Source organism: Thalassobacillus sp. CUG 92003 (assembly GCF_013618635.1).
Classification (GTDB): Bacteria; Bacillota; Bacilli; order Bacillales; family Halobacillaceae; genus CUG-92003.
This window is the reverse complement of the sequence record NZ_JABLSJ010000002.1, coordinates 44524-59363: the sequence shown is the minus strand read 5'-3', so window position 1 is coordinate 59363 and position 14840 is coordinate 44524. Positions and strand designations below refer to the sequence as shown.

Genomic DNA, 14840 nt, shown 5'->3' with positions numbered 1-14840 from the left:
TAATCAATGGAAAATAGGTGATGTGGATGAGAGGGGACCGTTTGGTATCCATTCTTTTATTATTACAGGCACAGGGTAGCATGACCGCCAAAGAATTGGCAGAGAAGCTGGAAGTCTCCGAACGAACCATTTATAGGGATATGGATGCCTTGAGTGGAACAGGGATTCCTGTTATTGGAGAACGTGGAAAAAATGGAGGGTGGTCACTATTAGAAGACTACCAGACAGATTTAACGGGTTTGAAAGAATCTGAAATACGCGCTTTGTTTGTATCGCCTTCCTCGCAGTTGCTCGAAGACCTGGGGATGACACGAACCTCTGATGACGCAAGAAATAAACTAGTCGCTTCCCTTCCATCCATCTACCGTGAAAATGCTAAGGATGTATGGAATCGAATTCATATCGACACAAGTGGCTGGCGAAAGCAAAAAGAAGAAATAGCTTCCTTCGAAGTCCTTAAAACCGCCATATGGAAGGAAAATAAATTAAAAATCAGCTATCAACGTGCAGACGGAAAGAAGGATGATCGTATTGTAGCACCCCTTGGCCTAGTGGCCAAATCGGACCTTTGGTACTTAATTGCGTCTAAAGAAAATGGTGAGCTGCGAACTTATAGAGCCTCACGGATTCAGCATGCTGTTCCTGTTGATGAAACCTTTGAAAGACCCGCCGATTTCAACCTTGCCCAGTATTGGAAATCCTCGGCAAAGGCCTTCGTGAAGAATTTGCCTGCTTTTGAAGTGAGTGTGGAAGTCACCCAGTCTATCTTACCAAGATTAACATTCACTGGTCGTTTTGCCCGTATCATTGAAATTGGAAATAAGAGAAAAGATGACTGGATACCTGTTAAGCTCTCTTTTGATACTGAAGAGGAAGCAATCGGGTATATCTTAGGATTTGCAGACCAAATAAAAGTAGTGACACCGAAAGCGTTACGAAATAAAATCATTCAAATGGCTGCGTCCACTGTGGAGTTTTTAAAGAGGGAAAAATGAAGATAAAGATAAGGCAATTACTCTTATTGAATAATTGCCCCATTTTTGTTTAATACTCGATTTCAAATTAAATAAGCTAAAACGATACAAATCTGAATAAAAGAGCCGTTCTAATTAAATAGTATTGGAAAAGTAAATATAACAAACGCTGCCCAAAGTCCGTAGACCGGCAAATACTTCGTAACAGCATCCTGGATAGTTGAAAGTCCAGATTTGTTTTGTAAAAACTGTATATAGGAGAACATGATCCAAATAAGATTTGCCCATATAAGGATGTTTACACCTAACACAGCGAATCGATTTGGCGTAATGCCAAACGAAGAAAGTCTGAACACAATGGCTGACAAAGCCACACTGTTGATGATGAGCGCAAGGCCAATCAACGACACATTGATATAATCTGAAATGTTCTTTTTCTCTTCTGAATCTCTTTCCGTTATGGAAAATATGGTGACGACTAACACACCAAGCAGAATGCCGTTGAAAGCGATCAGAAAATCGCGGTCCAGAAATGGATTTTTCTCCACCCATATAACCGTTACAAGATAAACCAACAATGTGACCAGGACAAGCGGGCTGAAAATTTTCGCTATATACGGCGTGATATTCTTAGCAAGTTTAAGATTCATTGATACGAGGTGCGTAGCCACAATTGCGAGAGCGGCAGCACCAAACAAAACAATATTACTAAAATAGAAATTTTCTATATCCAGGCCAACAAAGCGGAATAACTGCATGGTTACGGCTGCTAGCACCATTCCACTGACTGCCATGCTGGCGTAGAGAATTCCATATTCCAAATTGAATTTAATATAAGCTATTCTTCGACTCCCTTGTGAAAAACCGTTTCCTGTATAGGCGAGCCCCAACAATACCCATAAGAAAATGGGAAAGTGTAAATAAACAAGGATAATACTGTCACTATTATTTAACGGCAGTACATTAAGATAGACCACGGATATGATGAACAACGCTGAAAGGCAATACATAATACTTCTTTTCGGCCTATTACTGTAAACAAAGTAGGCAGCGATAAAGGGAATGATACCAAAAGCCAGGTTAATCGGAGCGATTGCTTCCTGCTCGACAAAATGGTAAATGATCCTCGTGCTTATCCCGGCCAGAATAGCTAAAAAGCCCATAAATAAGAAACTTTTTTGAAACAAGAAAGGTATATGTGTCTGTGCTGCCTCCTTGAAATGCAACCTTTCATACCAGACATTAAGAACCTGAGAATCAGGATATTGTTCCCATGCGTATAATAATGACTGTTTAAAAGCTGCCGGGTCTTTACGATAAATTCTTTCCAGCTCATGTGGATCAGCCATATTTTTCAAAATCAAATTGTCACTATCCATCGTCATACCTCCTCAATCATGATTAGATTCAGCGATCGCAATCACTGTTTTGCATTTGCTAGCTTCTGCTGTTCTATCCCTTTAGTTGTTCCCAAAAAGCATCACAACTATCGCTCCTTGTATTAATATTAAATAAATATTTATCGTATTACAATAATTTTTTATTCCAAAAGCTATTTTTTTGGTGTGATGCATTAAAAAGCATGTCCCAAATTGCTCGTACAACTGACATGCCCTGCTGCATCGAGAGGCTATTACGCAGATTCTGCATTACGGCTTCTTTTCTGCAAAAAAAAAGAGCTATTCTTCTTGAAGAATAACCCTGCTGGCATTTGGCCTATACCTCTTTTCATTACACCTCGGTGATCATTTGCTTCTGACTTTAACTATACGTTCCACAATAAATCCAACTAACAAGCCGAAAACAAAAGGAAGTATTGCAATATTTGCATCAAAAATCAATCCATTTTTTAACGGTTCATTTAAAACAAATGAAAACCTAAGAAGCGATAAATTAAATATATTGCCAATCCAATATAATAGCGCCATTGTTCCAACAGATGCTAATAACGGCAACCATATTACTCTCATAAAAGAGCCCCCTTTTACCATACACCTTAGCACATTATTCATATCATGAACGTAAAACCATCGATGTCTCCTCATTAGAAATCAGGAATTTAGTACTATTATATGAAAAACGATGGTGATTGGAGTGATGGTTGTCGTCAAACTTTAAGGTTGATTAACGCTACTTTAACATTAATGGAGATACGAGCTTACTGATTGGCACGCTTTCTTAACACTTCCAATTGATGCTCCCATCCCTTGGTGTTCTCTTTGAAGAATTTACGCTGCTTGTCCTCAGAAACAGCAAGACTGGAAAAACCGCTTTCAACTAAACGGAGTCGAGTGCCTTCATCGGTTTCATGCAACAAAAATTCGACTAACGTGGAGTTCCCTTCTCTTGGTTCTTCTCCCGGGAATGAACTTGCCCACCGACACGCCAGATAATGAGGCGAATCTTCTTGTTCAATTAAGACAGGAAATTTCCCATACTTCGTATCTGCCACGATGCGTGATCCCTCTCCCTCTACTTTGTCAGGACCAGGCGCATCGCCAACCCACCACGCTGGTTCGCTAACCAATTCCCATACCGTTTTTACCGATGCATCAATAAAAATCTCTCGCTCTAAATGATCATTATTCACGATAACACCACCTTATTTAAATAAGAACACTTTTCACCTTTGGGTGTACACTTTCTCACCTGAAGATGTTTTAACGTATCTTTCTAATGTCTTTCCATCCGTAAACCACTTCATTCAGCTTCTTTCCAGCAACTTCAGTCTCCACCGTATCTAACTTCTCCGCTCCCATGTTCTCATAAAAAAACCGGGACGCATTATCCCCTAACACTAGGACAAGCATCGAATAGAGGTGCTGCTGCTTCAACTCATGGATGATCGGCTCTAACAGACGTTTCCCTAACCCGTTTTTTTGATGTTCTTCTAATATGTAAATCGCATAAAGTTCACCCGTAAAACCAGGATATTTTCCTGACCGTTCTGGGCCGCCGTTAGAGAAGCCTATGATCTTCCCCTCGTTGGTTACAGCGATATACACGGGCTGCTCAGCAATAATATCTGTCCACTTTTGCTGACGGCTTTCGTACGTCATTCGTCTTAAATAGTCATCAGGCACGATGTGCTTGTAAGTCGAATGCCAGCTGTCAACTTGAACTCTTGCCACACCTTCTGCATCTGCTATAGTTGCCTTTCTGATCTCCACGCTTCACACCCCATCCCTATCATGAATTTTTTATTTTCCACTCCATTCACTCCACACATCGAAGGCATTCCGGTCCAAATCATAGAATACAAAGTTGTTCCCAGGGTGCCCGCGGTCTTCAATCTCGCCTACCGTGACACCGTTATCATTAAGATCTTCATGAAAACGCTTGAGGTTTTCCCATCCATCGACTTCAAAGGTTAAGGAAAAATGTTCATCTCCACGATGATCAATAAATTGCGCCTGCTGTCCTTCTTGAGATTTCACAAGAAAGAAGCTCTGGTCTGCGAAGTCTAAAATCGCCTTATCTTCATTGCGAAAATTTTCAACGGCCCCCAACTTTTCCTGATACCACTCTGAAGCAGCTTCCACATTTGATACGGGGATATAAGTTGTGCCCACTCGTTTCAGATAGGATTGCATCGTTTTCTCTCCTTTAATACTACTGCTATAAGCAATAACGCCAATTAAATAGCCTACCCCAGTTCCTAAAGACACTGCAATGGGGAGGGAACCTGGATTGATCAACATGCCAAAAATAGAACCCAACACACACCCAACCATCATACCCAATGAATGAAGCTATCTGTTAAATTGTTTTTCATCTCCCTGTTCCTTTCATAGAAAAGACAAAACCACCGAACGACATCCATTCGGCGGTCTATCATAACTGGTGATTTCTATCATCTGTGCTGATCGACAAGAATGGGGTTGCCATCCGGATCTTCCATTGTAAAGCTGGCAGGACCTTCGCTTGATTCATCAGCTTCCGTCACCATGGTGACGCCTTTTGCCTTAAGCTCACGCTGCAGGTCACGGATGTCTGTGTAGGACTCAAGGTTTTCGGCATTTTCGTTCCACCCTGGATTAAACGTTAAAATGTTCTTGTCAAACATCCCCTGGAACAACCCGATAATACTGTTTTCGTTCTTCATGATCAGGTAATTGTGGGCCATGTCCCCGCCCAACACTTCGAACCCCAGGTCTTCGTAAAATGCTTTAGAACGCTCAAGATCTTTTACACTTAAACTGATAGAAAATGCACCTAGTTTCATAAAGTCCTCCTATAATTTTATAGAATTTAAAAATATTGCAAAAAATCTGCCACTTCTAATATACCGAATTGCACCAAAAAAATAAAGGAAGTAATCATTATACTTCCGTGACTTTCGTTGATATTGAGTTATCTGGTCTTGTGTTAAAGGAATTTAATTCCACGTATCGAAACAAATTATTACAGATAAAAAATAGAAGCTTACTTAACATGGGCTTTGTCTAATTCCAAATGGTCATCGCGAGATTAAAAGGGGGATAAAGATGAATACGTTTTTTGTTCGATTGTTGCTTTTGGTTCCGGCTTTTATTTTCCTGGCTGGTTGTGCTGGAGAGAAATGGGAGGTAAGCAATATCTTTGAATCAGGAAACTACAAAATGATTGGAGTCGAAGACAAACTCGGATTCATTTATGATGATTCTGAACTGACCCGCTTCTATCCTGATGAAAGACAAAAGTATATGTGGCATCTATGGGGCGATCCAGAGGAGTTAAACGGGGATTTGAAGGTTACGGCTACTCATCATAAATCTAACAACGAGGTTACCGTGATTGAAAGTCTGCCATTAGCAAGTGCCAATAATGGTGCAGATGCCCATGTTCCTTCAATGATGTCACTGCCTAAAAGTGGTATGTGGAAATTGGATGCTTTCGTTGATGAGCAGCTACACGGTTCGGTATTTGTGAAGGTATATGAAGACTAATACAACAGAGGACTTCCATGACATTGGAAGCCCTGCTTTTCCTATCACGATCACTTTAACGGCGTCATATTATTATGTTTCATCTTTTTTTGATTGCTTTTCTTTCACATAGGCTTTTTGCGCTTTGGTGATCGGCGTTTCAAATTCTTCATTGGTGTCGAGCCTGCGCCCTTTCAATGGTTTGGACATCGGGATTGGTTCTCGGCCTGCCACCCGGTCCACAAAGAGTTTGACTCTCTTCTCAATTTTTTTATCAAAATTCAAGCGTATCATCCCCTCTCCCAGTGTATGCATTCCTGTGAAACACTTATCCATGATTTTGCACGTTTCATAATTTATTCTGCCTCTGACATGCCTTACAATCACAATTCAATGCGCGTACACAGAATTGAATAAAAAAATAAAGGAAGTAATCATTATACTTCCTTTACTCTCGCTGTTATTGAATTAGCCCGAGTGGGACATTTTCTGGTCTGGTGTGAGACCGAGTGTCCGATCGGTTGAATCGGTCAGCTCTTGCAGCAGCTCTGGTCTTTCTGCAAGTGATTTGCCGTAAGATGGAATCATTTCTTTTATTTTCGGCTCCCATTCTTTCACATGTTGCGGGAAGCATTTTTCAATGATTTCGAGCATGATAGACACAGCGGTTGATGCACCCGGCGAAGCACCGAGCAAGGCCGCGATTGACCCATCTTCTGAACTGACGACTTCGGTGCCGAATTGAAGGGTGCCTTTGCCGCCCGCGTCCGTGTCTTTGATGACCTGGACGCGTTGGCCGGCTACGACTAAATCCCATTCTTCGTTTTTAGCATTCGGGATGAACGCCCGCAGCTCTTCCATACGTTTTTCCTTCGATTGGATAACCTGTTCAATCAGGTATTTCGTCAAGGACATGTTTTTGACACCGGCTGCTGCCATCGTGACGAGATTATCGCGTTTCACAGATGTGATCAAATCAAGCAGGGATCCGGTTTTCAAAAACTTGGGGGAAAAGCCGGCAAATGGCCCGAACAACAGCGTCTTTTTGTTGTCGATGAACCGGGTATCCAGATGAGGCACGGACATCGGCGGAGCGCCGACCTTCGCTTTGCCGTACACTTTGGCGTGATGCTGGTCCACGACTTCCGGGTTATTGCAGACCATGAACTGCCCGCTTACCGGGAAGCCGCCGAAGTGCTTGGATTCGGGGATACCGGTTTTTTGAAGCAAGTGGAGACTGCCACCTCCACCACCGATGAACACAAAATTGGCGGTGTGGTATTCGATTTTGCCGTTTTGATTATCGTGCACCTTCACTTCCCACGATCCGTCGCTAGCCCGTTTGATATCCTCAACCTCGTGCTCGTAGTTGACCTCGAGGTTGGTATCTTCTAAATAGCCGAACAGTTTGCGCGTCAAATCGCCAAAATTGACGTCTGTGCCGCCGTCGATTTTGGTTGCCGCGATCGGTTCATCCGAGGTCCGGCCGTTGACGACCAGCGGAATCCAATCCTTCAACTGTTCCATATCATCGGAAAATTCCATCGTTTGGAACAAGGGATTCGCGGCCATCGTTTCACAGCGCTTCCGTAAAAATTCTACGTTTTGCGCCCCCTGGACGAAACTCATATGAGGCAATGACATGATAAATTCCTGCGGGTTGCGGATCAAGTTGCTGTTCACGAGGTAAGACCAGTATTGTTTCGACACCTGGAATTGCTCATTCACTTTGATGGCTTTGGAGATGTCGATGGAGCCATCGGACTGTTCGTGCGTATAATTCAATTCGCACAGAGCTGCATGGCCCGTTCCCGCGTTGTTCCATGCGTTCGAGCTCTCCTCTCCGGGACGATCGAGCTTTTCAAACACGCGCACATTCCAATCTGGGGCTAGTTCTTTCAGCAGGGACCCCAGTGTTGCACTCATAATGCCAGAACCAATTAAGATAACGTCTGATTTGGTATATTGTGTACTCATAATTATCGTTCAAACTCCCTAAATTTTGCAGAAAAGATGCAGGCACGCCTGCCGATGCGCTGCACCAACAAGACACGATTCGACCTGCTTTTTCCTATATTTTATATCCAATCATAGTGTATCACTATTGCCCTGAGATTAAAATATGATTCCTTGTTTTGGCCACTTAAATAAAGGGACAGCCCACGTGTTTGAACCCGTGAGCCGTCCCTTTTGCAAAGACCTGCTAGTATGCCTTCGTTGGTAATGGCGCTTGCGGTGATACAAACCCTTTGTCCACTAATTCACGCCAGAACGCATCAGGGATATCTGCGTTGATCATCTCTACGTCTTCCACAATCCGATCCGGGCGTGTCGAACCAGGAATCACGGCTTTGGAAGCTGGGTGAGACGTGGAAAATTGCAAGGCCGCCGCTTTTAAATGAACATTATGACGATCCGCAATGTCTTCGAGCTGATTGACGTGCGTCAAAATGTCCGAACCAGCTTTTGCATAGTTGAAATGATCGCCGCCCAATAGCACACCGGAATTATAAGGACTGCCGACAATGATGCCCACATCCTTCTCCGCAGCAGTCGGCATCATCCGCTGCAACGCACGCTCATGTTGTAACAGCGTGTATTGTGTTGCGGACAAGCACACGTCAGGCTGCGCTTCCTCGAGCTCCATGACGAGTTCAATCGGTTCGGTCGTATTGACGCCAAGCCCCCAGGAATTGATCACACCTTCTTCAAGCAGACGTGACAACACCCGGAAAGCGCCGTTTCGGGCTTCATCAAATTTTGTTATCCACTCATCGCCGTGGAAGTCACGCGACACGTCATGAACAAACACCATATCCAAATGGTCGGTCTTCAACCGCTCCAGGCTCTGTTCAATCGACTTCAGCGTCGCATCCTCCGAATAGTCCGTGATCACTTTATTGCCACGGGCGTCCGCAAATAAGCCTTCCTTCTCTTCTTTTTCATTCGTGACATAACGACCGACTTTCGTGCCGATAAAATAATCATCACGATCATACTTCGATAATACGTTACCCAGGCGCTGCTCCGCTAAGCCTGCTCCATAAAACGGGGCAGTATCAAAATAACGGATACCTTGATCCCAGGCGCTTTGAATCGTTTCCTGTGCTTCTTCTTCTGGTACGTCCCGGAACATATTGCCTAATGGCGCTGTCCCAAGACCGACTTTATGTCTTAAGGCTTGTTCTAAAGATTTCATCAGATTCGCCTCCTTGTATTAAAAAAACTCACAGTTGTCTGATTCCACTTTGAGGCAAAACAAAACGTAGCTGATCGAAAGTAAGCGATTTCCAAAACAATTTTTTTATAAAAGTGTCACACATCCTCACCACTCCTCGTTATGAGGGATGAACAGCACAAAAAAGGAGGTTCACGTATGACACAAACATGGGATGTTGTCATCATAGGCGGCGGTTTAGCAGGTTATGTCGCAGCCAATTATCTCGCTAAAACGCATCTATCTGTCTTACTATTAGAAAGCGGCACCACCATAGGCGGCAGGGCCCGAACCGATCAGATCGATCACAACTATTTCAATTTGGGTCCCCACGCCCTTTATAAAAAAGGTTATGCTGCACCTATCTTCGACGAGTTAGGTGTTAAACTTAATGAAAACGTGCCCAAAGTAGACGGCGTATTAATTGAGAACAACAAAGAATATGCCGCACCGTTCAACCCTTCAGGTATACTGTCATCTAAGCTATTGAGTTGGAAAGAACGTATAGAATGGGGCAAGGTGTTGATGAAAATCAATCAGGTTGATCCCCATCATTTAGCCGAGCAGACTTACGAGGAATGGGTAAGGCGGATAGCCTCATCACACAACGTTCAGGCCTTACTCTATACGCTCGGGAGGCTGGTAATGTATTGCCATACGCCTGAAAAGGTGAGCGCAAAGGTCATGCTGTACCATATGAAGACGGGGATGGCTGGTGTCCTCTATGTCGACGGTGGGTGGCAATCGCTGATGGATCAACTTCATAACCAGGCTGTCATCTCAGGTGTTCACGTGCAAACACGTTCAGCCGTCAAACGCATTGACCTGGATGAGGGTGAAACATTCAAGGTGGATGTCCTCAGGGGTGAAAGCATTCTCGCGAACTATGTACTCAGCACCGCAGGCCCTCATGAACTGAACGACCTGTTAAGTGAGGCGATTACGTTTCCTAATCGGGATGGTTTTGCCGAGACCACGCCCATAAAAGGGGCAACTTTAGACGTCGCTTTGACCCAGCTTCCCCGTCCTGAACGATTGTTTGCCCTAAGTCTGAGAGCACCTTTCTATTTCGCCGTCCATTCCCAATCTGCCCGACTTTCAGATAATGGAGACAATGTCGTGCTTCACGTGTTTAAATATCACCATCCGGACGATAAGATAGATGGCAAGCAAGTCAAAAAAGAACTGGAAGACTACTTAGAGATGATCCAGCCCGGCTGGCAAGCGTACAGGATAACAAGCCGCTGCCTCCCCCAATTGACCGTCAATCAACGCTTACCGCAACCAGGAGAGGAAAACATGTTTCAGCGTTCGGAAACAGGCCTTTCTAACTTATATATAGCGGGAGACTGGGCTCATCCCCGTTCTATACTATCAGAAGGAGCCGTCAGCAGCGGAAAACAAGCCGCTGAAGCTATCATTCAAAAAGAAACGAGGCGATCCCTTGCAAATTAGTAACGATGAGTACCTGCACTTTAAACCGTTACTGTTTTCATTAGGTTACCGGATGCTAGGTTCGATAACTGAAACCGAAGATGCAATGCACGAAACATTTTTAAAAGCCTATCAAATTCCGGAAGAAAAGCTGGAAAATAAAAAAGCCTACCTCTGTAAAATGATGACGAACCGGTGCCTCGATGTCTTAAAATCAGCCCGGTACCGCCGAGAACATTACATGGGGCCATGGAACCCCGAACCGCTTCTACTCGAGAACGAATTTGAGGGCGATCCCTCCCAGGCTCTCCTGCAGAAAGAAGGCTTAAGCATCGCCTATTTACGGATGATGGAGCATTTGAACCCCGATGAACGCGCCGTACTGCTCCTGAGAGACGTGTTCGATTTTTCTTATACAGAAATTGCCGACATCATTGAAAAAAGCCAAGATAACTGCAGAAAAGTTTTCAGCCGGGCCAAGCACAAAATCTCGGGTGTCGAGAACGAAAGCTTACACTATGAGCACAATCAATCCCTAATCAACCACTTTATCCAGGCATTCGAAACACAAAATACCGAAATCCTGTTAGATCTGATCTCGGATCAGGTCACCCTCTATTCGGATGGCGGAGGCAAAGTTAAATCAGCTGTTCGGCCGATTGAATCCGCATCCAACGTACTGGCTTTTCTATACGGTATTGCAAAAAAAGTCCCGGAAGCCACTTTTAGTGACATGACCACTATCAATGGCCAGCCCGCTATTCTGTACTATATGAATGGCGCGCTGTACGGCACGCTCAGTTTTTATATTACGAAAGGCCAAATCGAGGAATTGTATATTACGTTGAATCCGGACAAGCTGCCTCGTAGTTAAGAGCTCATAAAGCCCCTTCCTGCCACGTGGACAGGAAGGGGAGTTTTTAATTAATTCGATTGCGTATATGAGGTGTTAGTGTCCTCGGATGACTGTTTCTTCCTCAATCTCATTTCAAGCTGCTCCAGCGATTTCCCTTTCGTTTCCGGAACAAATTTCCAGACAAACAAACCGGATAAAATGCTCATCACACCGTAAAAGCTGTACGTCAAACCACCGCTGAATTCCATCATCATTGGATACGTGGAAGAAATGAAATAGTTTGCAGCCCACTGAGCGGCTACAGCGATCGCCACCGCTTTTCCTCGGATTTTGTTGGGAAAAATCTCAGAAATCAGCACCCATACAATCGGCCCCCAGGACATCATGAATGAAGCCGTGTAGATGATGATGAAGACCAGCGTCGCTATCCCGATGCTGCCGGCAAAGGCAAGGCTTGCGACCCCGAACATTCCAATGGTCATGCCGATTGAGCCGATGATCAGCAAAGGTTTCCTTCCAAACTTGTCGACCGTGAGAATAGCAATAACCGTGAAAATGACGTTCACAAGCCCCATGATGATCGTTTGGAACATCGACGCGTCCCGGGCCGCTCCCATGCTTTCAAAGATACGCGGGGCGTAATATAAGGCCACGTTAATGCCTACAAATTGTTGGAAAACAGACAGCAAAATGCCGACCACAACGATTGATACACCGAAGGAGAGGAGTTTACCTCGTTTCGTATCGAAGGATTGGTTGATTTCATATAACGTCGCCTTGGCCATCGTCTCATCATAGATCCGCTTCAAAACCTTCAGCGCTTCATTCTGCTTCTGCTGGGAAGCTAAAAAACGCGGTGTTTCTGGAACGGTGAACAAAAGCAGCAGGAATAATAAAGCCGGAATCGCCTCTGAGGCAAACATCAACCGCCAGCCTGTTTCGTTCACCCATGCTTCCGTCTGGCCCCTGGCAATGCCCCAGTTCACAAAATAAACGACCAGCATGCCAAAGATGATAGCGAATTGGTTCAGTGATACCATTCTGCCGCGAATTTCGGACGGCGCCACTTCGCCGATATACATAGGAGCAACAGCGGACGCAAGCCCTACGCCAATTCCCCCTATGATGCGGTAGAGATTAAATGTGAAGAGAAGCCCATATGTAGGTTCCCCTGCAGTAAAAAACAACACTTCAGGATAAGCAGAACCTAAAGCAGAGGCCAAGAATAGAACGGCGGACAAAATCAGGGTGCGTTTACGGCCCACCTTGGAAGCAAAGAACCCGGACAACAAACCACCTATAATACAACCGATCAATGCACTTGAAACCGTTAACCCGTGAACGAGCGAACTTAATTGCCCATCAGCGAAGTACGTTTGCAGCGAACCTTCCGCGCCTGAAATCACAGCCGTATCATACCCGAAGAGCAATCCCCCAAGCGTCGCCACCAATGTGATGAGAACAATGTACACGCCCTTATGCTTGTTCATTTCTGGCAGAGCAGCAGCTAAAACTACTCCTTCCTCCTCTCATTTTCGTAATCGCTTTCATACATAAATTTTACCAACTGTAACTTAGTTTGTATAGTGGACAAACTAAGTTGAGCAGATATTCATAGGCCATGAGTCTTTCCTGCATGTTGGACGAAAATGAGGTAACACTTAGGTAGTATACTCACCCATATTCACTTCGTTTTGCATGCTTTGCCCGGAGTAATCTCTAGCCCCGTAGCGGCACCTTCGCTCTAAATGTTAAAATTACGCCAGCATAAAAAGGAAAAGAAACTTAAATCAAATGAACCCAAAAAAGGAGACTACCACATGACTGTGATCGATATCATCGGCGTTTCCGCAATCATAACTGGCATTCTCGTAATTGAAAAAAAGTTCGTCGACGAAAAGGGAATAAGCGTTAAATGAAAAAAGGACATAGAGCTCTCACTCCATGCCCATTCACCTTAACGCCTGAGGAAACTTAAATACTTGATTCGGATCATACTTCTCATTCACCCGCTCCAACCTCTTCACATTGCCCCCGAAATACTCACACTCATAGTTTTTAAGTTTATCAATGGGAAAATTCACATACGAACCTTCCGTCATGCTTTTGATAAACTCAAAACGCTCGCGGACCCAATCCTCGTTTTCATTTGCATACGTATCGTCGGTCCATACAGACTGGATGCCCATAATGTACGTGGCATCCCTATAGAAGAAAGAAGTTTCCCTTTTGCCGACATTGCGGATTTCTCCTCCCATGGCATAAAAGGAGACGGCCGCATAAACAGAACCGTCGGCTGGGTTCTGTACCAATCCAGCTATATCATCCAGCTCGCCAAGGGAATAGCTCCTGTCAACAAACCTTCCCGTCGATTTGAATTTTTCATGCGGCGGATAGGTAGCTTCCACCTTTTTCACCGCTGCAAGGAAGGAGGATTCCTCAAGCTCCAGACGAAACCCTTCCACCTCCGCAAAAGGTTGTAAAATCTCCCGTGCTTCTTCTGGTGAACCATAAAAGAATCCCGTTGCAAAGATGCCCAACCCTTCCCCTGCTGCATTGTAAAAACTGGCGACCAGCGTCATACGCTTATCCAAGCAGGGCAGCCAGTTTTGCCATATGTTCATCACGTGTGCCTGCTTCGCCTTCGTTGTATCTACATAATAAAGTCTGACGAGCGTGACATCTGGGTTTGTAGGGTTTGGCAGCTGAAAGGACATGCTGACAACGACACCGAAGTTCCCGCCACCCGCACCACGGCATGCCCAGAAAAGATCGGGGTTGCGATATTTATTCGCCGTGATCAGCCTTCCCTTGTCATTCACCATTTCCAGTTCAATCAAGCTGTCACAGCCTAACCCGTACAGTCTGCTGGAGAATCCCCAGCCACCCCCAAGTGTAAAACCGGAGACCCCAACAGTCGGGCAGGTCCCCCCTGGGAAAGCGTAGCCCCTGGAACCAACGAAATCATACACTTCCGAATTCTTAGCGCCTGCCTCCATTTGTAATATGTTACGTTTCTTGTCCAGTTCCACCGCGTTCAAGCGACTGATATCAATGACCAATACACTATTTCCAATCGAATATCCTTCATAATGGTGACCCCCAGACCTGATGCGGATACCAACGCGATGCTTTCGTGCCCAACTAATCGCATTCACCACATCCTGCTTTCGTTCACGATACACGATCACCAACGGAAATTTGTGTATAGCACGATTCCACTCCTCCCGTGCTTCGTCATAAAACGGATCTATCGGAGTCACGATTTCACCTGTCCTTCAAAAAAATACGAGTCGGCCTCCATTTCCTTCACCTCTATCAATACGTGTAGTTTTCCTACTATCGTATTCTTGTGTTAGGAAACGGTGTGGGTTTTAATAGAGGGCTATGTACGCAATGTAATGAGTAAACTAGCAACTCACATATAATAATTATTTTTCAATCTCGTGACA

General features: G+C 44.6%; 15 protein-coding genes. 4 read left to right on the top strand and 11 right to left on the bottom strand.

Annotation, left to right across the window (positions count from 1 at the left end; translation table 11 throughout):
- Positions 1 to 26: 26 nt before the first annotated feature.
- Positions 27 to 995 carry a helix-turn-helix transcriptional regulator gene (locus tag HOP45_RS02920; protein ID WP_181347413.1) on the top strand — a complete coding sequence of 323 codons (969 nt, stop codon included), beginning with the start codon at positions 27 to 29 and terminating at the stop codon, positions 993 to 995.
- A gap of 110 nt (positions 996 to 1105) precedes the next feature.
- Here the strand turns inward: HOP45_RS02920 and HOP45_RS02915 are convergent, their stop codons facing one another.
- From HOP45_RS02915 to HOP45_RS02890, 6 genes are all read right to left on the bottom strand, one after another.
- Complete coding sequence (locus tag HOP45_RS02915) at positions 1106 to 2353, bottom strand: DUF4153 domain-containing protein (RefSeq protein WP_181347412.1); 1248 nt, start codon at positions 2351 to 2353, stop codon at positions 1106 to 1108.
- A gap of 366 nt (positions 2354 to 2719) precedes the next feature.
- Complete coding sequence (locus HOP45_RS02910; protein ID WP_181347411.1) at positions 2720 to 2944, bottom strand: ATPase; 225 nt, start codon at positions 2942 to 2944, stop codon at positions 2720 to 2722.
- 188 nt (positions 2945 to 3132) lie between these two features.
- Positions 3133 to 3564, bottom strand: a complete 432-nt coding sequence (locus tag HOP45_RS02905) for an SRPBCC domain-containing protein (RefSeq protein WP_181347410.1) — start codon at positions 3562 to 3564, stop codon at positions 3133 to 3135.
- Between the two features lie 70 nt (positions 3565 to 3634).
- Positions 3635 to 4144, bottom strand: coding sequence for a GNAT family N-acetyltransferase (locus HOP45_RS02900; protein WP_181347409.1), 510 nt, complete (start codon positions 4142 to 4144; stop codon positions 3635 to 3637).
- A 30-nt stretch (positions 4145 to 4174) separates the two neighbouring features.
- The gene (locus HOP45_RS02895; protein ID WP_181347779.1) at positions 4175 to 4567 is read right to left on the bottom strand and encodes a VOC family protein; all 393 of its coding nucleotides are present in this window, start codon (positions 4565 to 4567) and stop codon (positions 4175 to 4177) included.
- A 260-nt stretch (positions 4568 to 4827) separates the two neighbouring features.
- Positions 4828 to 5199 carry a VOC family protein gene (locus tag HOP45_RS02890; protein ID WP_181347408.1) on the bottom strand — a complete coding sequence of 124 codons (372 nt, stop codon included), beginning with the start codon at positions 5197 to 5199 and terminating at the stop codon, positions 4828 to 4830.
- A gap of 262 nt (positions 5200 to 5461) precedes the next feature.
- On the opposite strand from HOP45_RS02890, the gene HOP45_RS02885 reads away from it, so the two are divergent.
- A complete protein-coding gene (locus tag HOP45_RS02885) occupies positions 5462 to 5902 on the top strand; it encodes a DUF4871 domain-containing protein (RefSeq protein WP_181347407.1) in 441 nt (146 codons plus the stop codon).
- Positions 5903 to 5974: 72 nt separating this feature from the next.
- Here HOP45_RS02885 and HOP45_RS02880 read toward each other — a convergent pair whose 3' ends face one another.
- The 3 genes from HOP45_RS02880 to HOP45_RS02870 all read right to left on the bottom strand — a co-directional run bounded on the left by HOP45_RS02880 (position 5975) and on the right by HOP45_RS02870 (position 9080).
- On the bottom strand, positions 5975 to 6166 hold the full coding sequence (locus HOP45_RS02880) for a hypothetical protein (protein WP_181347406.1): 192 nt from the start codon (positions 6164 to 6166) through the stop codon (positions 5975 to 5977).
- A gap of 183 nt (positions 6167 to 6349) precedes the next feature.
- Positions 6350 to 7858 carry a malate:quinone oxidoreductase gene (locus HOP45_RS02875; protein WP_181347405.1) on the bottom strand — a complete coding sequence of 503 codons (1509 nt, stop codon included), beginning with the start codon at positions 7856 to 7858 and terminating at the stop codon, positions 6350 to 6352.
- A gap of 226 nt (positions 7859 to 8084) precedes the next feature.
- On the bottom strand, positions 8085 to 9080 hold the full coding sequence (locus HOP45_RS02870) for an aldo/keto reductase (RefSeq protein ID WP_181347404.1): 996 nt from the start codon (positions 9078 to 9080) through the stop codon (positions 8085 to 8087).
- Between the two features lie 177 nt (positions 9081 to 9257).
- Between HOP45_RS02870 and HOP45_RS02865 the strand changes: the two genes are divergently transcribed.
- Entirely contained in the window at positions 9258 to 10553 is a 1296-nt protein-coding gene (locus HOP45_RS02865) for a phytoene desaturase family protein (RefSeq protein WP_181347403.1), read from the top strand.
- Positions 10543 to 11406 (top strand): RNA polymerase sigma-70 factor, encoded by an 864-nt coding sequence (locus tag HOP45_RS02860; RefSeq protein WP_181347402.1) that lies wholly within the window; start codon positions 10543 to 10545, stop codon positions 11404 to 11406. Before HOP45_RS02865 ends, HOP45_RS02860 begins: the two co-directional genes overlap by 11 nt.
- Before the next feature lie 50 nt (positions 11407 to 11456).
- Here the strand turns inward: HOP45_RS02860 and xylE are convergent, their stop codons facing one another.
- Positions 11457 to 12878 carry a D-xylose transporter XylE gene (xylE, locus tag HOP45_RS02855; protein WP_181347401.1) on the bottom strand — a complete coding sequence of 474 codons (1422 nt, stop codon included), beginning with the start codon at positions 12876 to 12878 and terminating at the stop codon, positions 11457 to 11459.
- 462 nt (positions 12879 to 13340) lie between these two features.
- Positions 13341 to 14651, bottom strand: a complete 1311-nt coding sequence (locus HOP45_RS02850; RefSeq protein ID WP_370457937.1) for an FAD-binding oxidoreductase — start codon at positions 14649 to 14651, stop codon at positions 13341 to 13343.
- Between the last annotated feature and the right edge of the window lie 189 nt (positions 14652 to 14840).